Origin of the sequence: Erwinia piriflorinigrans CFBP 5888, from assembly GCF_001050515.1 — a bacterium.
Taxonomy (GTDB): Bacteria; Pseudomonadota; Gammaproteobacteria; order Enterobacterales; family Enterobacteriaceae; genus Erwinia; species Erwinia piriflorinigrans.
Map to the genome: position 1 here is coordinate 59033 of NZ_CAHS01000004.1, position 19427 is coordinate 78459.

Sequence of the window (19427 nt, forward strand, 5' to 3'; positions counted from 1 at the left end):
CTGTATAATTATTATAAATCATCATCACCCTGAATATATTCAGGGTGTCTGACATCATCTTGCAAACGAGAAAGTTTATGCTGAATATAAAATCAAACCGTAGCTGGTGTGGCTTTCCTGTAAACTTACTATGGGGATACGTCTCTATTGCCGTATTTATGACGGGTGATGGATTCGAACTGGCCTTTCTTTCGCATTATATTAAGTCGCTGGGGTTCTCGCCCTCGGCATCTTCATTAGTTTTAACCGTATATGGGCTTACGGCTGCATTTTCCGCCTGGATATCTGGCGTGCTGGCTGAAATGATCACCCCGCAGCGCACCATGTTTATCGGGTTCTGCCTGTGGTGTGTCTTCCACGTCTTATTTATTCTATTAGGACTGGAATTGAAAAGTTATCCGCTGATATTACTCTTTTATGGCATCAGAGGATTCGCCTATCCATTATTTCTTTATTCCTTTATTGTCCTGATTGTACACAATGTTAAAAGCGAAAACGCCAGCTCTGCGATGGGCTGGTACTGGACTTTTTATTCACTCGGTATCGGTGTTGTCGGCAGCTACATTCCGAGCTTTACCATTCCTCAAATCGGCGTAATCGGTACATTGTGGCTGGCGCTGGCATTTTGCATCGCCGGTGGCCTGATCGCCATGCTGTCGCTTAAACATGTATCGTTCCCTGCCGTGCTCGGGAGCCACGGGCGCGGTAAACTGAAGGAGCTTAGCCGTGCAGTCACACTCTTGTATACCAATAAAAACATCTTCTATGCCAGCCTGGTGCGTATTATCAATACCTTGTCATTGTTTGGTTTCGCCGTCATCATGCCGATGTTCTTCATCGACCGTTTAGGCTTTACCATCTCGCAGTGGCTCCAGGTCTGGGCCGCATTTTTCCTGACCACGATTTTTTCCAACGTTTTCTGGGGGATCGTGGCCGAAAAATTGGGCTGGATGAAAGTGGTTAAGTGGTACGGCTGTATTGGTATGGCCTTATCCAGCCTGAGCTTTTACTACATCCCTCTGTTCTTCAGGCATAATTTCACGATGGCGTTGATACCTGCCGTCAGTCTTGGCATTTTCGTCGCCGCCTTTGTTCCGCTGGCTGCGGTTTTCCCTGCGCTGGAACCGGAACATAAAGGAGCCGCAATCTCTGTCTATAACCTTTCGGCGGGATTATCTAACTTCCTTGCTCCGGCTATCGCGGTGGTAACCTTACCCTTCTTCGATACGTTAGGCGTGGTGCTGGTTTATACAGCGTTGTACATTGCCGCTTTCTGTTTGTGTTACTTCATTAAGGTGGACCAACCCGGCTTTGTCACAGAAGCGGTCAGCTGGAAGCCCACTAAGCCCTAATCTTATGGCACCCGCAGCAGCGGCAAAGGCGGTTGTGCGAACAACCGCCTGCCGATGCGTCAGATGGCACTGAGGTTTTGTCGATGCTTTTTCTCACTGATCATGGTCAGGGTAAGCAATAGCACCGCCAGCACACAGCCGCCGACCATAATGATAAAGCCACCGTTCCAGCCGAAGTAGTCGACGGTATAACCGACGATGGCGCTGGCGGCGACCGAGCCACCCAGATAACCAAACAGGCCGGTGAAGCCTGCTGCGGTGCCAGCCGCTTTCTTCGGTGCCAGCTCCAGCGCATGCAGGCCAATCAGCATCACCGGTCCATAAATCAGGAAGCCGATAATCATCATGCAGGCCATGTCCACTCCCGGATTTCCGGCCGGATTCATCCAGTACACCACGGTGGCGATGGTCACCAGTACCATAAAGAACACCCCGGTCGCGCCGCGATTGCCTTTAAAGACCTTGTCCGACATCCAGCCGCACAGCAGAGTGCCGGGGATACCGGCATATTCATAGAAGAAGTAAGCCCAGGAGGACTTATCGAGGGTGAAGTGTTTCACCTCTTTCAGGTAGGTTGGCGACCAGTCGAGAATGCCGTAACGCAACAGATAAATAAACACGTTAGCCAGTGCGATATACCACAGCAGCTTGTTCGGCAGAATGTACTGCTTAAAGATCTGCTTAGCGGTCAGTTCTTCTTCATGTTTTTCATCGTAATCAGGTGGATAGTCATTTTTGTACTCTTCAACCGACGGCAACCCACAGGATTGCGGGGTATCACGCATCAGCGCAAAGGCGAAAATCGCCACCACGACAGCGCCAAAGGCAGGCATATACAGCGCCGCCTTCCAGTCGTTAAACCAGGCCATGCCCAACAGGAACAGTAACGGAGGAATACCGCCGCCAACGTTATGGGCGCAGTTCCACACTGATACGATGCGGCCGCGCTCTTTCTGTGACCACCAGTGAACCATCGTGCGCCCGCAAGGGGGCCAGCCCATGCCCTGAAACCAGCCGCACAGAAACAGCAGTACGAACATCACCATAATGCTCGATGTTGCCCAGGGGACGAAGCCCATAAACAGCATGACTGCGGCAGCAAGGATCAGTCCGGCAGGTAAAAATATGCGTGGGTTGGAGCGGTCAGACACCGAGCCCATAATAAATTTAGAGAATCCGTAGGCAATCGAAATACCCGAGAGCGCAAAACCGAGGTCGCCGCGTGAAAAACCCTGTTCAACCAGGTAAGGCATCGCCAGCGTGAAGTTTTTACGCACCAGATAGTAGGCGGCATAACCGAAGAAGATACCCAAAAAGATCTGCCAGCGCAGCTTGCGGTAGAGCGGGTCGACGCGGGAGCCATCAACGCGGGGTTGATGCGCGGCGGGTTTAAAAATACTTAACATTTAAGCCTCCCGAGGCTTCGAGACTGACATTCCTGGTGAAATGTGGCGGAGAGAAACAAAATCCTGCCGTGGAGGGCCATCATGTTCCATTTCGCGCACAATATAGGGAATATCAGAGCATGTGACTGTGAAGAAGGGCGCAAATGTTACATTTTTATGACCATATAACACGATATGTGTCATTAAAAGGCTGCATATCGTGGTGTCTGAATGCTGATTTGTGATTTGCATCACGATTATGCACGTGCGAATTTAACGGTTTCGTTTGGTGAGTGGTTCTGTTCTAAAAGGAACGCATTGCTGGCAGGCAGTTTGTGAGGGTAGGCGAAACTGATTAACGCCATGTAATAGCGTTAATCAGCGACAAAGCAATAAGCTTATTTTTTGGCCGGGCGAATTTTCATTGTCAGACCTTTGAGGAAATTACGCAGGATCTGATCGCCACATTCACGGTAGTTTTTGTGTCCAGGCTTGCGGAAGATCGCGCCAATTTCCGACTGACCTACCGCAAAGTCAGCGCTTTTTAACAGCTCGATGATATCGGTAGTTTTCAGATCGAAGGCCACGCGCAGTTTTTTCATCATGATGTTATTAGTCATCTTGCGCTCAATGGAAGGCGCTGGCGCGTCTTCGCTTCTGCCACGGCGCTCAAAAATCAGGCCATTCAGAAAATAACCCATGATGACATCGGGGCAGGGGCGATAACCGGGCTCATCCTCTTTTTTCAGGAAGCTGTGCACTTCGGCTTCAGTGACTTCGCTCTCTGCCAGCGCCAGAATGCTCACGACTTTCGCATCGCTTAAATTCAGCATGTATCGCACGCTGCGCAGGACGTCATTATTGGTCATAAAAACTCTCTTCAGTGAAACTGTTGCAGTGGGCGCAGTATACCCCTTCATCCCCCGGGCTGCATCCCGCTAAACCACCGCCAGCGATATTGCGCACGGCCAATTCAGCCGCTGTGGGCAGAAGGGAGCGGCGTACCGGGACGTGACGCATCGCGTACCCGTGGTAAATGCTGACAGGCGTGCTGACGCGCGGAGCGGGTAAACGCCTCAATGACCGGTTGACGCTGTTCACCGTCGCGCACTGCGGCATACAGCCGACTCCATAAACCCTCACCCAGCGCTTTAGTGACGACTAAGCCCTGGTGTTCAAAACTCTCCACCACCCAGTGCGGCAGGGCAGCGATGCCCATTCCGGCTGAAACCATCTGAATTAACAGCAGGGTATTATCCACGCTTTTCAGCGCCGGACTGATGCCCGCAGGCTGTAAGAAATGACGCCAGATATCCAGGCGCTGGCGCTGCACCGGGTAGATCATCAGCACTTCGCTGGCCAAATCCTCTGGGGAGATTATCGCCTTTTGTGCCAGAGGGTGGTCAGGAGCCAATACCAGACGCACTTCAAAATCGAACATCGGCGAGTAAAACAGCCCGCTGCGCGGCAGAATATCGGATGTCAGCACCACGTCCAGCTCACCTTGTTGCAGGGCTGGCTGCGGGTCAAACGTGACGCCTGATTTAAAATCCACCACCACCTGTGGCCAGCTTTGGCGGAATTCGTTGAGCGCCGGAGTCAGCCACTGAATACAGCTGTGGCACTCAATCGCGATGCGTAGCGTGGTCTGATGCGGTTCATGACAGGCTTGCAGGGCCTGCTGAATCTGCGGCAATACCTGTTCAGCCAGCTGGAGCAGAATCTCCCCCTGCGGCGTGAAGCGTAGCGGCTGGCTTTTACGCACAAAAAGTCGGAAACCGAGACGTTGCTCCAGGTCACTGAACTGGTGTGACAATGCTGACTGCGTTTGATGAAGCTGTGCGGCAGCGGCGGCCAGCGAGCCGGTATTTTGCAGAGCCTGAAGCGTTCGCAGGTGTTTAAGTTCGATCATGAGAGTCCTTCACATCGACAGTGAATATTTTGCGCTTGTGGTGAATACAGTACCTGCGGATTATAGCGGTGTAAACATCTGGACGTCCAAATGAATATTGAAGTGAATCAGGACGTGTTCAGCTAACGATGAATATAAAGAGGCACAACTGATGACTATTTTGAACCATACTCTCGGTTTCCCCCGTGTTGGCCTACAGCGCGAACTGAAAAAAGCGCAGGAAAGCTACTGGGCTGGCAACAGCACTCAGGAACAACTGCTGGCAGTGGGACGCGAACTGCGCGCCCGTCACTGGCAGCAGCAGAAAGAGGCTGGTGTGGATCTGCTGCCGGTCGGTGACTTTGCCTGGTACGACCACGTACTGACTACCAGTCTGCTGCTGGGTAACGTTCCGGCACGTCACCAGAATAAAGAGGGTTCAGTTGACCTTGATACCCTTTTTCGTTTAGGCCGTGGCCGCGCACCGAGCGGTGAGCCCGCCGCAGCGGCAGAAATGACCAAATGGTTTAACACCAACTATCACTACATGGTGCCTGAATTCGTGCAGGGCCAGCAGTTCAAACTGACCTGGATTCAGTTACTGGATGAAGTCGACGAAGCGCTGGCGCTGGGCCATAAAGTGAAGCCTGTGCTGCTCGGCCCGGTGACCTACTTGTGGCTGGGTAAAGTGAAAGGCGACCCGTTTGACCGCCTTAACCTGTTGCAAGATATTCTGCCGGTATATCAGCAGGTGCTGGCTGAACTGGCTAAGCGCGATGTTGAATGGGTGCAGATTGACGAACCGGCGCTGGCGTTGGAACTGCCTTCCGAGTGGCTGGCGGCGTTTAAACCTGCTTATGATGCGCTTCAGGGTGAGACTAAACTGCTGTTGACCACCTACTTCGACAGCATCGGTCAGAACCTTGATACCATCAGTACACTGCCGGTACAGGGTCTGCATGTTGACCTGGTGCACGGTAAAGACGATATCACCCTGCTGAACAGCAAATTACCGTCAGACTGGCTGCTGTCCGTTGGTGTGATTAACGGTCGTAACGTCTGGCGCGCTGATCTCAGCAGCTGGTTTGAACGCCTCCAGCCTCTGGTTGCACAGCGCCAACAGCTGTGGATTGGTTCTTCCTGCTCACTGCTACACAGCCCGATCGATCTGAGCGTGGAAACCCGCCTGGATGAAGAAGTGAAGAGCTGGTTTGCCTTCGCCCTACAGAAGTGTTCTGAGCTGGCCCTGTTGAGCAACGCGCTGAACAACAATGACCCGGCTTCACTGGAAGCATGGAGTGCGCCAATTCGTGCCCGTAAGCACTCAACTCGCGTGCATAATGCCGCCGTGGGTCAGCGTCTGGCGGCCATTTCACCGCAGGACAGCCTGCGTAAGAATAGCTACCCGGTCCGTGCTGAAGCTCAGCGTCAGCGCTTCCAGCTGCCGGCTTGGCCAACCACGACCATTGGCTCTTTCCCGCAAACCACTGAAATTCGTGGACTGCGTCTCGACTTTAAACAGGGGCGTCTGGACGGCACCCACTACCGTAGCGGCATCGCGGAGCACATTAAGCAGGCTATCGTTGAGCAGGAGCGCTTAGGGCTGGACGTGCTGGTGCACGGCGAAGCGGAGCGTAACGACATGGTTGAGTACTTTGGCGAACACCTTGACGGCTTCATCTTTACGCAGAATGGCTGGGTGCAGAGCTACGGTTCACGCTGTGTGAAACCACCGGTTATTATCGGCGATGTCAGCCGCCCGGAAGCGATCACCGTGGAATGGGCAAAATTTGCTCAGTCACTGACCGACAAGCCGGTAAAAGGCATGTTGACAGGCCCGGTCACCATCCTGTGTTGGTCATTCCCGCGTGAAGATGTTTCGCGTGAAACCATCGCCAAACAGATTGCGCTGGCGCTGCGTGATGAAGTTGAAGACCTGGAAAAAGCGGGCATCGGTATCATTCAGATTGATGAGCCTGCTCTGCGTGAAGGGCTGCCACTGCATCAGTCCGACTGGGCGGCTTATCTGGAGTGGGCGGTAGACGCCTTCCGTCTGAATGCCGCCGTCGCGCAGGACGACACCCAGATCCACACCCATATGTGCTACTGCGAGTTCAATGACATCATGGATTCGATTGCCGCACTGGATGCGGATGTGATCACCATTGAAACCTCGCGTTCTGATATGGAACTGCTGGAGTCGTTTGAAGAGTTCGAATATCCGAACGAAATCGGTCCAGGCGTTTACGATATTCACTCGCCAAACGTACCGAGCGTAGAGTGGGTGGAAGCCCTGTTACTGAAAGCAGCACAGCGTATCCCAACCGAACGTCTGTGGGTTAATCCGGACTGTGGCCTGAAAACGCGCGGCTGGACGGAAACTCGCCAGGCGCTGGCAAACATGGTGAAGGCGGCGCAAAACCTGCGTCAGACACAAAAAGCGTAATGATCTGTGTTGTGTTGTTGTGCTTTGTTGTAACGGTTAATTTGGGGCGCTTAGCGCCCCTTTTTTTATGCTTGCGGCGTTACACCATACTGCCTGAACCATGCCAGCATTCGTTGCCAGCCGTCTTTAGCTGACTCAGCATCATAGCTTGGGCGGTAGTCCGCGTTAAAAGCATGTCCGGCATCGGGATAGACAATAATTTCTGCATTGGAGTTGGCTGCACGCAGTGCATGACGCATGGTCTCAACACTGTCGAGAGGGATCCCATCATCTTTACCGCCGTAAAGGCCTAAAACGGGCGCATTCAGATCCACGGCAATATCCACCGGGTGTTTCTGCTGCTTCATTGTCTTTTCCCCCACCAGCTTGCCATACCAGGCAACGGCGGCTTTCAGCTGCGGGTTATGCGCGGCATAAAGCCAGGAAATACGCCCACCCCAGCAAAAACCAGTCACCGCTAAACGCCGCGTATCACCGCCGTGACGTGATGCCCAGTTCGCCACATGGTCGAGGTCGGCCAGCACCTGACTGTCAGGCACCTTACTGACCACCTCTTTGAGCAACGTGGGGATATCGGTGTAGTCCGCGGGGTCGCCCTGACGAAAATAGAGTTCAGGGGCCACTGCCAGATAGCCTTCCAGCGCCAGTCGACGGCAAAGATCGCGAATATGTTCGTGAACGCCAAAAATTTCCTGTACCACTAAAACCACCGGCAAAGGGCCATGCGCGTGACGTGGTTTAGCGTGAAAGGCGGGCATATTCTCACCCTGAGTTGGGATGGAGGTCTCGCCACTAAGGATGTCGGCGCTGTCGGTAGTAATGGTACCGGCAGCGGCAGGGACGACCGCTGGCGCGAAGCCTTTGTTGCTCGACTTTTGTGTCATGTTATCTTCGGGTTTCATGGTCATCTCCGTGCAGGCGCAACGCGCTGTCAGCTAACTATAGTCAGGAATGTGATGGGATCAGCAATCAAATCAGGGTAACTCCTTATCACCAGATAAAGCCAAACCACAGCACCAAATGTGGGAAAATGGCGATTGCTGATGGTTAAATGTGATATGCATCGCTTTTTGATGTATTTGAAATGTAATTTTCATTTTGATAAATGACGCTTGTCACATAAATTTCGGAGCAAGTTACTTACATTTGCATTTTGTTCACATCCTATTTTTTGTACCAGGAGTTTTAAATGGCACAGTCTGACGTTTTCCATCTTGGCCTTACCCGAGCCGACCTTCAGGGCGCTACGCTGGCCATTGTGCCCGGCGACCCGGAGCGGGTGAAAAAAATAGCCGTCCTGATGGATAACCCGGTTCATCTGGCTTCGCACCGTGAATTTACCAGCTGGCGTGCCGAGCTTGGCGGCAAGGCGGTGATTGTTTGTTCAACCGGGATCGGGGGGCCTTCCACCTCCATCGCGGTGGAAGAACTGGCGCAGCTGGGCGTACGTACTTTTCTGCGTGTCGGGACGACCGGCGCTATCCAACCTGATATCAACGTGGGTGATGTGCTTGTCACCACCGGCTCTGTCAGGCTGGACGGAGCCAGCCTGCACTTTGCACCGCTGGAGTTTCCGGCGGTAGCGGACTTTACCTGTACGACCGCGCTGGTGGATGCAGCAAAGGCGCAGGGGGCAAAAACGCATATCGGTATCACGGCTTCCTCCGACACCTTCTATCCCGGCCAGGAGCGTTATGACACCTTCTCTGGTCGGGTGGTGAGTCGTTTCCAAAATTCCATGAAAGAGTGGCAACAGATGGGCGTGCTGAATTATGAAATGGAATCGGCAACGTTGCTCACCATGTGTGCCAGCCAGGGGCTGCGTGCCGGAATGGTCGCAGGGGTAATTGTTAACCGCTCTCAGCAGGAGATCCCCGATGCGGAAACCATGAAAAGAACCGAGAGTGATGCGGTGAAAATCGTGGTTGAAGCGGCCCGTCGTTTGCTTGAGTGATCCCTGATGCGGGCCACGCCCGTTTGTGGCCTGCAAATATCGCTTCATTGCAATATATCCTCGAGTGGCCTCGCTTTTTGACTTTGACGTCACGAGATCTGTTGCATTTTGTCTGGACATTTATACAGTGCGCCTCTATTTTTCCCCAGTCAGGGTTCAGCAGGAGAAAAAGGGTGGATGTCACAATTATTTACGGGGCAGGCTTTGCTCTGGCCGGAATACTGGCGGGGTGGCTGTTTGCCTCGCTGCGCTGTCAGCAGCAGCTGGCGAAAGGCGAAACTGAACGGCAGCTGCTGCTACAGTCAGCGGAACAGATGCAGAATGAACGCCAGCGTTTGCAGCAGCAGCTGGATAGTTCTCTGCTGATGCAAAAGCAGAGTGAACAGGAGCAGCGCCAGCTGCATGGTTCTCTGGCCGCCGCCGAGGAAAAATTGCATCACCTTGAACACTGGCGCAGTGAAGCCGAGCAGCTGACGCGTGAGCTGCGCGCGCAGCTGGAGATTAACAGCGCCCAGGAGGCTGAGCTGCGCGAAGTCACCACTCGGCTGGAAGAGACGCGCATGGCTGCTGAAGAGAAACAGCGTCTTTTGGTCAACAGCGAACAGCGCCTCAATGCCCAGTTTGAAAATCTGGCCAATCGCATTTTCGAAAATAGCGGTCGCCGTGTTGATGAACAAAATCGCCAGAGCCTGCATGGTTTGATTACCCCCTTGCGTGAACAGCTTGAGGGCTTTCGCCGTCAGGTACAGGATGGGTTCGGCCAGGAAGCGCGTGAACGGCATACGCTCTCCCACGAAATTCGCAACCTGCAACAGCTGAATGCCCGCATGGCGCAAGAAGCCATTAACCTGACAAAGGCGTTGAAAGGGGACAACAAAACCCAGGGTAACTGGGGGGAAGTGGTTCTCAGCCGGGTTCTGGAAGCCTCTGGCCTGCGCGAAGGGCATGAATATGAAACCCAGGTCACTATTCAGCTGGAACAGAATGGACGCATGCAGCCTGACGTCATTGTCCGTTTGCCACAGGGTAAAGATGTGGTTATCGATGCGAAGATGACGCTGGTCGCCTATGAACGCTACTTTAACAGCGAAGATGAAGTACAGCGTGAGGCGGCGGTCAGCGAACATATCGCCGCTATTCGTGGACACCTGCGGCAATTGAGCCGAAAAGATTATCAACAATTGCCGGGTTTACGCTCGCTGGATTATGTGTTGATGTTTATTCCGGTTGAGCCAGCCTTCCTGCTGGCTATCGACAGGCAGCCTGAACTGATTAACGAAGCGCTGAACCAAAATATCATGCTGGTCAGTCCGACCACGCTGCTGGTGGCGCTGCGAACCATCAGCAATCTGTGGCGTTACGAGCATCAAAGCCGACATGCGCAGCGCATTGCCGAGCGCGCTACTCGTCTGTACGACAAAATGCGTCTTTTTGTCGATGATATGAGCGGCATCGGGCAAAACCTTGATAAGGCACAGGACAGCTACCGCCAGGCAATGAAAAAACTGTCGGAAGGGCGCGGCAACCTGATTGCCCAAACCGAAGGTTTTCGCCAAATGGGTGTTGAGATTAAGCGGCCGATTAATCCACGGCTGGTGGAGCAGGCTCTGCCGGAAGAGGCTGAAGAAGCTGAAGAGGCACAGGACGATCTGCGCGAACATGGCGCTGAAAGCGGCGATTTTTCTTCCGACAGAATGCCTCACGGCATCAATGAATAAGTGCAGGGTCAGTGTTTGCATTGCCTGACTCTGATACACTGAGCCAATATATTTGATTGTAGAGCAGGCAAAACAAATGGCAGATGAATCAAAGGATACCACCCACTTCGGCTATCGCACCGTCGCCAAAGATGAAAAAGCCGATATGGTTGCTGATGTTTTCCATTCCGTTGCGGCCAAATATGACCTGATGAACGATCTGATGTCATTCGGTATTCACCGCGTTTGGAAGCGTTTTACCATCGATTGCAGCGGCGTGCGTCGTGGGCAGCGCGTTCTCGATCTGGCGGGGGGGACTGGCGATCTCACTGCGAAGTTCTCGCGTCTGGTTGGGGAAACCGGTGAAGTGGTACTGGCGGACATCAATAGTTCGATGTTAAAAGTGGGCCGCGAAAAGCTGCGTAACAGAGGGATTATTGGCAACGTCAATTACGTGCAGGCGAATGCCGAAGCTCTGCCGTTCCCGGATAACTATTTCGACTGTATCACTATTGCTTTTGGCCTGCGTAACGTCACTGAAAAAGATAAGGCGCTGGCGTCAATGTTCCGTGTACTTAAACCGGGCGGACGTCTGCTGGTGCTGGAATTTTCTAAGCCTCAGTTTGAGCTATTGAGCAAGGCTTACGACGCTTACTCTTTCCATATCCTGCCGCGAATCGGTGAGGTTGTGGCTAAAGACGCCGGCAGCTATCGCTACCTGGCAGAATCCATCCGTATGCATCCCGATCAGGAAACCCTGAAGCAAATGATGACGGATGTGGGCTTTGAAAACACCACGTACCACAACCTGACGGGCGGCATTGTTGCCTTGCACCGTGGATTTAAGTTTTAAACAGGGATACGCATGACATTAATGCCGCTGTTAACTGCTAGTCTGGAAACCGCGCTAAACCAGATTTTATATCGCGACCGTGGACTGAAGTCGGCTCGTCAGCGTCTCAATGGTCGCAGCCTGGCGATTGTTCTGACCGAGCTGAAGCAGCCGATGACTTTTATCTTCAGTGAACAGCAGGTTGATGTGATTGGTCACTGGGATGATATTCCGGACTGTACGGTGAAAACCCGTGTCGCCACGCTGTCAAAATTACGCGATCGCCAGCAGCTGACCTCGCTTATCCGCAGCGGCGAACTGGAGGTCGAGGGTGACCTCCAGGTGGTGCAGCAATTTTCTGCTCTACTGGATATGGCTGAAATGGACCCGGCAGAATACCTCTCGCCCTGGATTGGCGACATTGCAGCCCAGGGGGTGACTCAGTTTGTGCGCCGTGGTTTGAATGCTGTGCGGCACAATGCGCAACGTAAGCAGGGTTATCTGGCGCAGACACTGACCGAAGAGTGGCGTCTGGCTCCGGGGCCGCTTGAACTTGCCTGGTTTGCCGAAGAAGTTGATGCGCTGGCGCATTCACTGGATTCTCTTGATACCCGCATTAGCCATCAGGAGGAAAAATGACCTTCGGTGAACTGCGTCGTCTCTATCTGATTATCCGCGTTTTTCTCAGTTACGGCCTTGACGAGCTGATCCCTAAAACACGCCTGGCGCTGCCACTGCGGCTCTGGCGTAAATGTCTGTTCTGGATGCCAAACAACCATAAAGACCAGCCTCTGGGCACGCGTTTACGCCTGGCACTGGAGCAGCTGGGGCCGGTGTGGATTAAGTTTGGTCAGATGATGTCCACCCGCCGTGACCTGTTCCCGCCTCACATTGCCGATCAGCTGGCAATGTTGCAGGACAAAGTGGCACCTTTCGACGGCGCACAGGCGCTACAGCTGATTGAGCTTTCGTTAGGCGCACCGGTTGAAAGCCAGTTTGATGACTTCAACATTGTCCCGTTAGCGTCCGCATCAATCGCTCAAGTGCATACGGCAACGTTGAAAGAGAATGGCCGTGAAGTGGTGATAAAAGTGATCAGGCCCGATATCCTGCCGGTCATCAAAGCGGACATGAAGCTGATTTACCGACTGGCGCGCTGGGTCCCGCGCTTGCTGCCCGATGGCCGCCGTCTGCGTCCGCAGGAAGTGGTTGCTGACTATGAAAAGACGCTGCTTGACGAGCTGAATCTGCTGCGCGAAGCGGCCAATGCTATCCAGCTACGGCGTAACTTTGCCGATGGGCAGATGCTCTATGTCCCGGAAATTTACTCGGACTACTGTAGCGAGAACATGCTGGTGATGGAACGTATTTACGGTATTCCTATCTCCGATGTGGCCACGCTGGAACAGCACGGTGTTAACATGAAGCTGCTGGCTGAACGTGGCGTGCAGGTGTTCTTTACCCAGGTCTTCCGCGACAGTTTCTTCCATGCGGATATGCACCCGGGCAATATCTTTGTCAGCTACGAACATCCTGAAGATCCGCAATATATTGGCATTGACTGCGGTATTGTCGGTTCTTTGAACAAGGAAGATAAACGCTATCTGGCAGAAAATTTCATCGCTTTCTTTAATCGTGACTACCGCAAGGTTGCGGAACTTCATGTCGATTCTGGCTGGGTTCCGGCAGACACTAACGTGGAAGATTTTGAGTTTGCCATCCGCACCGTATGTGAGCCGATTTTCGAAAAACCGCTGGCAGAAATTTCCTTCGGCCATGTGTTGCTGAATCTGTTTAATACCGCGCGCCGCTTTAACATGGAAGTCCAGCCGCAGCTGGTTCTGCTGCAGAAAACGCTGCTGTATGTGGAAGGGGTGGGTCGCCAGCTTTATCCGCAGCTGGATTTGTGGAAAACCGCCAAGCCTTTCCTTGAAAACTGGATTAAAGACCAGATGGGTATTCAGGCCATTGTGCGTGCGCTAAAAGAGAAAGCGCCATTTTGGGCGGAGAAACTGCCGGAGTTACCGGAGCTGTTCTATGACAGCCTGCGTCAGCACAAGCATTTGCAGCACAGTGTTGACCGACTGACTACTGACCTGAGAGGTGAGCGGGTCAGGCAACATCAGTCGCATTATTTATTTGGTGTCGGTGCGACTCTGTTGCTGAGTGGCACTGCGGTCGTGCTGTCGCGTCCGGCATGGGATACCCTTGCCGCAGGCCTGATAGCCGCAGGCGTTGTGGCCTGGCTGGTGGGTTGGCGCAAGACAAGCTGACCGTCAGGAAAGGTAAATAGGCCGCTTATTGCGCGCGTAAAAGGCTTTGCGCATCGTCAGTAAGACATAAGCTGTTATATACTGGAAACTCGCGTCAATTATTAATATCAGAGGTAATAATGGGTGGCATTACACTTCCGCATTTATTGATTATAGCCGTACTGGTGGTACTGCTGTTTGGTACCAAAAAACTGCGTTCACTGGGTTCTGACCTCGGTTCTTCTATCAAGGGCTTCAAAAAAGCCATGAGCGATGAAGACGATAAAGAAAAAGAGAAAGCAAATGCTGACGATGCTGATTTTAACGCCAAACTGGCTGACAAACAGCATACTGAAGTGAAGAAAGAAGACGTTAAGAACGACAAGGTATAAACCGTGTTCGACATAGGCTTTAGTGAACTGGTACTGGTTTTCGTAATTGGCCTGGTTGTTCTCGGTCCGCAGCGGCTACCGGTAGCGGTCAGGACGGTGATGGGCTGGATCCGTGCGCTGCGTTCGTTGGCAACCAGCGTACAAAACGAGCTGGCCCAAGAGTTGAAGCTTCAGGAACTGCAGGATGGCCTGAAAAAAATTGAACAAGCCAGCAAAGATAACCTGTCGCCGGAGCTTAAAGCCTCGGTTGAGGAACTGAAACAAACTGCGAATTCGATGAAGCGCTCCTATCTGGGTGAAAATGAAAAAGCAGACGACGAAGCGCATACCATTCATAACCCGTTGCAGAAAAACCCGCAGGAAGCCCATGACGGCGTAACTCCCGCGCAGGCAGATCATCAGGCTGATGCTCCGGCACAGGCACCTGTTACGGTAACTCAGAAGGCTTCATCCGAATCACCGCCTGATATCAAACAGGAGCCGCCAGCATCCGTTGCTCCGCGTGCATCCGTGACCTCTACCCCACCGAGCGATGAACGTTAAACATGGCAGTTGAAGATACCCAACCGCTGATCAGTCATCTGATTGAGCTACGCAAGCGCCTGCTGAACTGTATTATTGCCGTTCTGGCCATTTTCCTGTGCCTGGCGTATTTTTCGAACGACATATACCAGCTGATATCTGCTCCGCTGATCAAGCAGATGCCCGCCGGTGCCAGCATGATTGCTACCGACGTGGCGTCACCGTTCTTTACGCCGATTAAGCTCACCATCATCGTTTCGCTATTCCTTGCCGTGCCGGTGATCCTTTATCAGGTTTGGGCCTTTGTGGCTCCGGCTCTTTATCGGCACGAGCGCAAACTGGTGATGCCGCTGCTGTTTTCCAGTTCATTCCTATTCTATCTGGGGATGGCTTTCGCCTACTTTGTTGTCTTCCCGTTGGCGTTTGGCTTTTTTGCGAAAACCGCGCCGCAGGGCGTACAGATTGCCACCGACATTAATAACTATCTCGATTTTGTGATGACGTTATTTATGGCGTTCGGCGTGTCGTTTGAAGTACCGATTGCTATCGTACTGCTGTGCTGGACCGGTGTTACCACGCCAGAAGATCTTAAGGCGAAGCGTCCTTACGTGTTGGTTGGGGCGTTTGTCGTCGGCATGCTGCTGACGCCACCGGATATATTCTCCCAGACGCTGTTGGCCATTCCGATGTATTGCCTGTTTGAAGTTGGCGTATTTGTCTCGCGTTTCTACGTAGGGAAGAATCGCGATGATGAGGAACAGGATGAAGGATTGGATTAAGGCTGGGCGAACGGCAGCCGCTGGCAGTACATCTTGAATCTACTAACCGCCCGTCAGGGCGGTTACCGTTTGGAAGAGATTATGTTTGATATTGGGGTAAATCTGACCAGCACCCAGTTTGCGAAAGATCGTGAAAAAGTGGTGAAACGTGCGCGTGAAGCGGGCGTCAGCGGTATGCTGATCACTGGCACCAATGCGCTGGAAAGTCAGCAGGCACTCAGCCTGGCACGCCAGCATCCCGACTACTGCTGGTCAACGGCCGGAGTACACCCTCATCATGCCAGCGAGTGGTCGGGAGAGACTGCTGCCACTTTGCGTCGGCTGGCGGAAAGCCCCCATGTGGTGGCAATCGGCGAATGCGGCCTCGATTTTAATCGCAATTTCTCAGAACCAGAACAGCAGGCCTATGCATTTAATGCCCAGCTGGCGCTAGCCGCAGAGCTGTCCCTGCCCGTATTCCTGCACTGCCGTGAAGCCCATGAGCGTTTTATTTCAATCCTTAAACCCTGGATGCCCAGGCTCAAGGCGGCGGTACTTCACTGCTTCACCGGCACGCGTGCAGAGTTGCAGTCCTGCCTGGCGGAAGGATTATCCATCGGTATTACCGGCTGGATATGTGATGAGCGACGTGGACAGGAGCTACGTGAACTGATGCCATTGATCCCCGCAGACCGTCTGCTGTTGGAAACGGATGCACCCTGGCTACTGCCCAGGGATATGCGCCCGCGCCCAGCTTCAAGACGTAACGAGCCCTGCTTCTTACCGCATATCGTGCAGCAGGTGGCTCTATTACGTGGGGTAGATGCCGATGAACTGGCGGCGCAAACGGCGTTGAACGCGCGCAAGCTATTCAATCTTTAGTGTGGACGGGGCGTGATATTCGCCCCTGACTAAGGGGCGGGTTTACAGCACCTGAACTGTTGATTGGCGACACTGCGCACGACCTGCTTGTTTAACAGGTTTAGCAGAAGCATCGATCGTGCCTCACCATCCGGTTCAGTAAATATTGCTTTCAGCCCTTCGAATGCCCCTTCAGTGATAATCACGGTATCGCCCGTCTGTGGCAATTCATTGTCATCGTTCGACACCGCAGGATCTCCTTGCAAAGCGTCGATCACATCCAGCGGTACCATCGCGGGTTGATTGCCAAAACGCACAAAATGGCTTACCCCGCGCGTCGCACTGATGGTGGTGGTATGGATCGATTCCGGGTCAAATTCAACAAACAGATAATTGGGGAAGAGCGGTTCGCTGACTTGCGTGGGCTTACCACGCACCGTTTTCTCCAAAGCGACCATTGGACTAAGGCAATGCACTGCCTGGCGCTCAAGATGTTCTTTCGCACGCAGTAGTTGGCCTCTTTTGCAGTAAAGTAAATACCAGGATTCCATAACATCACTTTCCAATTATCATGCCCACAAGAATAGCAAAAGCATTGACATAGTTATAGCGAGATTGGCGACAACAGTGGATGGTAAATCGTTGGCATTCCAGCTTAATGAATCGAAGAAGTTATTAAAATTAGCGAAATGCCCGTATCTGCGCGGCCGTAGAGCGTCTAAACTTACCAACAAAATTAACCCCCATCGGTGGATCGGCACTATAATGGCTGACTCACTGGCCGTACTGATGGAAAGTCATGAAATACCACGACTTACGCGACTTCATTTCTCTGCTTGAACAGCGTGGGGAATTAAAACGTATCACACAAGAGATCGACCCCGATCTGGAAATGACCGAAATTGCCGACCGTACGCTGCGTGCCGGTGGCCCTGCTTTGCTGTTCGAAAACCCTAAAGGTTACAGCATGCCGGTACTTTGTAATCTGTTTGGCACCCCCGATCGCGTGGCGCTGGGGATGGGCCAGGAGAATGTGAAGGCACTGCGTGAAGTGGGAAAACTGCTAGCCTTCTTAAAAGAACCAGAACCACCGCGTGGCTTCCGCGACTTTTTTGACAAAGTGCCGCAGTGGAAGCAGGTTTTAAATATGCCGACTAAACGGCTGCGTCATGCACTCTGTCAGCAGCAGATCTGGCAGGGCGATGATGTCGATTTAACCCGTATCCCGGTAATGAAGTGCTGGCCGGGCGATGCCGCCCCTTTGGTGACCTGGGGCTTGACCGTGACGCGCGGCCCGCTAAAAGAGCGGCAGAACTTGGGCATTTATCGCCAGCAGGTGATCGGTAAAAACAAACTGATTATGCGCTGGCTTTCCCATCGTGGCGGCGCACTGGACTTCCAGGAGTGGTGCCAGCAGCATCCGGGGGAACGTTTCCCGGTTTCCGTCGCGCTCGGAGCCGATCCGGCGACCATCCTCGGTGCGGTGACGCCGGTACCGGATACGCTGTCGGAATATGCTTTTGCCGGTCTGTTGCGCGGCACGAAAACCGAAGTGGTGAAGTGTGTCTCAAACGATCTCGAAGTACCGGCCAGCGCGGAGATTGTGCTGGAAGGCTATATTGAGCCGGGTGAGATGGCACCGGAAGGTCCCTATGGTGATCATACCGGCTACTATAATGAAGTGGATGACTTCCCGGTATTCACCGTTACCCATATCACGCAGCGCCGTGACGCGATCTATCATTCTACCTATACCGGGCGTCCGCCCGACGAGCCTGCGGTGCTGGGTGTCGCGCTGAATGAGGTCTTTGTACCGATCTTGCAGAAGCAGTTCCCGGAGATCGTCGATTTCTATCTGCCGCCGGAAGGGTGTTCCTATCGCCTGGCGGTGGTGACGATTAAGAAACAGTATGCCGGTCACGCCAAACGCGTCATGATGGGCGTCTGGTCTTTCCTGCGACAATTTATGTATACCAAATTCGTTATCGTCTGCGATGATGACGTTAATGCGCGTGACTGGAATGATGTTATCTGGGCCATTACCACGCGTATGGATCCGGCACGCGATACGGTTCTGGTAGAAAATACGCCAATTGATTACCTTGATTTTGCTTCGCCGGTTTCTGGACTGGGATCAAAAATGGGGATGGATGCGACGAATAAATGGCCTGGCGAAACGCAGCGCGAGTGGGGAACTCCCATCCGTAAGGATCCCGCTGTTGTTGCCCGCATTGATGCGATATGGGATGAGTTAGGCATCTTGAGCGATACACCCGCGCGCTGAAGCGCTGGTGGTCAAATGATAATGACGACCCGACAGGGGAACGCATGACAACCTTAAGCTGTAAAGTGACCTCAGTAGAGGCGATAACCGAAACCGTGTACCGTGTCCGCCTGATCCCGGAGGCTGATTTCAGCTTTCGCGCGGGTCAGTATTTGATGGTCGTGATGGACGAAAAGGACAAACGTCCGTTCTCTCTTGCCTCCACGCCGATGGAAAAAGATATTATTGAACTGCATATTGGTGCTTCCGATCTGAACCTCTATGCCATGGCGGTGATGGAGCGTATCCAGCAGCAGCGTCAGATCACCGTGGATATTCCTCATGGCGATGCATGGTTACGTGAGGAGGGCGATCGTCCGCTGATTCTGATCGCCGGCGGCACCGGTTTCTCTTACGCTCGTTCCATTCTTCTGACGGCTCTCGCACAACAGCCGGATCGCCACATTGCGATTTACTGGGGCGGACGTGAGCTGAAGCACCTGTATGACCTGGATGAACTGAATGCACTGGCAATCAGACATCCAAACCTGAAGGTGGTTCCGGTGGTAGAACAGCCGGAGGAGGGCTTTACCGGTCGCAATGGCACCGTTCTGACGGCGGTCATGCAGGATTATAGCAGCCTGTCAGAGCATGATATCTATATCGCCGGTCGTTTCGAAATGGCGAAGATTGCCCGCGAACGTTTCTGCGCTGAACGCGGCGCGCAGGAAGCGCATATGTTCGGCGATGCGTTTGCCTTTATCTGATGAACAGGGGCGCTTTGCCGCCCCTGTTTTATTCACGCAGGCATAAAAAAACGCC

General features: G+C 53.1%; 18 protein-coding genes. 13 read left to right on the plus strand and 5 right to left on the minus strand.

All coding sequences use genetic code 11. The features are described from left to right. Positions 1 to 77: 77 nt before the first annotated feature. Positions 78 to 1352 carry an MFS transporter gene (locus tag EPIR_RS01220; RefSeq protein WP_023653462.1) on the plus strand — a complete coding sequence of 425 codons (1275 nt, stop codon included), beginning with the start codon at positions 78 to 80 and terminating at the stop codon, positions 1350 to 1352. Positions 1353 to 1411: 59 nt separating this feature from the next. Here EPIR_RS01220 and glpT read toward each other — a convergent pair whose 3' ends face one another. From glpT to metR, 3 genes are all read right to left on the minus strand, one after another. After that, positions 1412 to 2758: a glycerol-3-phosphate transporter gene (gene glpT, locus EPIR_RS01225; RefSeq protein WP_023653463.1), complete on the minus strand. Its 1347-nt coding sequence runs from the start codon at positions 2756 to 2758 to the stop codon at positions 1412 to 1414. Between the two features lie 377 nt (positions 2759 to 3135). Beyond that, positions 3136 to 3606 (minus strand): YehS family protein, encoded by a 471-nt coding sequence (locus tag EPIR_RS01230; protein ID WP_023653464.1) that lies wholly within the window; start codon positions 3604 to 3606, stop codon positions 3136 to 3138. A 104-nt stretch (positions 3607 to 3710) separates the two neighbouring features. Next, positions 3711 to 4649, minus strand: coding sequence for an HTH-type transcriptional regulator MetR (gene metR, locus EPIR_RS01235; RefSeq protein ID WP_023653465.1), 939 nt, complete (start codon positions 4647 to 4649; stop codon positions 3711 to 3713). Positions 4650 to 4800: 151 nt separating this feature from the next. Between metR and metE the strand changes: the two genes are divergently transcribed. Continuing rightward, entirely contained in the window at positions 4801 to 7074 is a 2274-nt protein-coding gene (gene metE / locus EPIR_RS01240; protein WP_023653466.1) for a 5-methyltetrahydropteroyltriglutamate--homocysteine S-methyltransferase, read from the plus strand. Between the two features lie 65 nt (positions 7075 to 7139). Here the strand turns inward: metE and EPIR_RS01245 are convergent, their stop codons facing one another. Next, complete coding sequence (locus tag EPIR_RS01245; RefSeq protein ID WP_023653467.1) at positions 7140 to 7976, minus strand: dienelactone hydrolase family protein; 837 nt, start codon at positions 7974 to 7976, stop codon at positions 7140 to 7142. Positions 7977 to 8263: 287 nt separating this feature from the next. Between EPIR_RS01245 and udp the strand changes: the two genes are divergently transcribed. From udp to tatD, 9 genes are all read left to right on the plus strand, one after another. Next, a complete protein-coding gene (gene udp, locus EPIR_RS01250) occupies positions 8264 to 9028 on the plus strand; it encodes a uridine phosphorylase (protein ID WP_023653468.1) in 765 nt (254 codons plus the stop codon). Positions 9029 to 9201: 173 nt separating this feature from the next. Next, positions 9202 to 10746: a DNA recombination protein RmuC gene (gene rmuC / locus EPIR_RS01255; protein ID WP_023653469.1), complete on the plus strand. Its 1545-nt coding sequence runs from the start codon at positions 9202 to 9204 to the stop codon at positions 10744 to 10746. A 76-nt stretch (positions 10747 to 10822) separates the two neighbouring features. Further along, on the plus strand, positions 10823 to 11578 hold the full coding sequence (gene ubiE, locus EPIR_RS01260) for a bifunctional demethylmenaquinone methyltransferase/2-methoxy-6-polyprenyl-1,4-benzoquinol methylase UbiE (protein ID WP_023653470.1): 756 nt from the start codon (positions 10823 to 10825) through the stop codon (positions 11576 to 11578). A gap of 12 nt (positions 11579 to 11590) precedes the next feature. Then, a complete protein-coding gene (gene ubiJ / locus EPIR_RS01265) occupies positions 11591 to 12196 on the plus strand; it encodes a ubiquinone biosynthesis protein UbiJ (protein ID WP_023653471.1) in 606 nt (201 codons plus the stop codon). After that, the gene (ubiB, locus tag EPIR_RS01270) at positions 12193 to 13830 is read left to right on the plus strand and encodes a ubiquinone biosynthesis regulatory protein kinase UbiB (protein ID WP_023653472.1); all 1638 of its coding nucleotides are present in this window, start codon (positions 12193 to 12195) and stop codon (positions 13828 to 13830) included. The genes ubiJ and ubiB overlap by 4 nt, the downstream gene beginning before the upstream one ends. A gap of 119 nt (positions 13831 to 13949) precedes the next feature. Next, entirely contained in the window at positions 13950 to 14201 is a 252-nt protein-coding gene (tatA, locus tag EPIR_RS01275; protein WP_023653473.1) for a twin-arginine translocase TatA/TatE family subunit, read from the plus strand. A 3-nt stretch (positions 14202 to 14204) separates the two neighbouring features. Continuing rightward, a complete protein-coding gene (tatB, locus tag EPIR_RS01280; RefSeq protein WP_023653474.1) occupies positions 14205 to 14744 on the plus strand; it encodes a Sec-independent protein translocase protein TatB in 540 nt (179 codons plus the stop codon). A 2-nt stretch (positions 14745 to 14746) separates the two neighbouring features. Further along, positions 14747 to 15502 carry a Sec-independent protein translocase subunit TatC gene (gene tatC / locus EPIR_RS01285; RefSeq protein WP_023653475.1) on the plus strand — a complete coding sequence of 252 codons (756 nt, stop codon included), beginning with the start codon at positions 14747 to 14749 and terminating at the stop codon, positions 15500 to 15502. Positions 15503 to 15583: 81 nt separating this feature from the next. Continuing rightward, a complete protein-coding gene (tatD, locus tag EPIR_RS01290) occupies positions 15584 to 16363 on the plus strand; it encodes a 3'-5' ssDNA/RNA exonuclease TatD (protein WP_048696658.1) in 780 nt (259 codons plus the stop codon). Positions 16364 to 16392: 29 nt separating this feature from the next. On the opposite strand, the gene rfaH is transcribed toward tatD, so the two are convergent. Beyond that, positions 16393 to 16893: a transcription/translation regulatory transformer protein RfaH gene (rfaH, locus tag EPIR_RS01295; protein ID WP_023653477.1), complete on the minus strand. Its 501-nt coding sequence runs from the start codon at positions 16891 to 16893 to the stop codon at positions 16393 to 16395. A 248-nt stretch (positions 16894 to 17141) separates the two neighbouring features. Between rfaH and ubiD the strand changes: the two genes are divergently transcribed. Together ubiD and fre are read left to right on the plus strand one after the other, a co-directional pair. After that, positions 17142 to 18626, plus strand: coding sequence for a 4-hydroxy-3-polyprenylbenzoate decarboxylase (gene ubiD, locus EPIR_RS01300; RefSeq protein ID WP_023653478.1), 1485 nt, complete (start codon positions 17142 to 17144; stop codon positions 18624 to 18626). A gap of 44 nt (positions 18627 to 18670) precedes the next feature. Then, positions 18671 to 19372, plus strand: a complete 702-nt coding sequence (fre, locus tag EPIR_RS01305; RefSeq protein ID WP_023653479.1) for an NAD(P)H-flavin reductase — start codon at positions 18671 to 18673, stop codon at positions 19370 to 19372. The last annotated feature ends 55 nt before the right edge of the window (positions 19373 to 19427 follow it).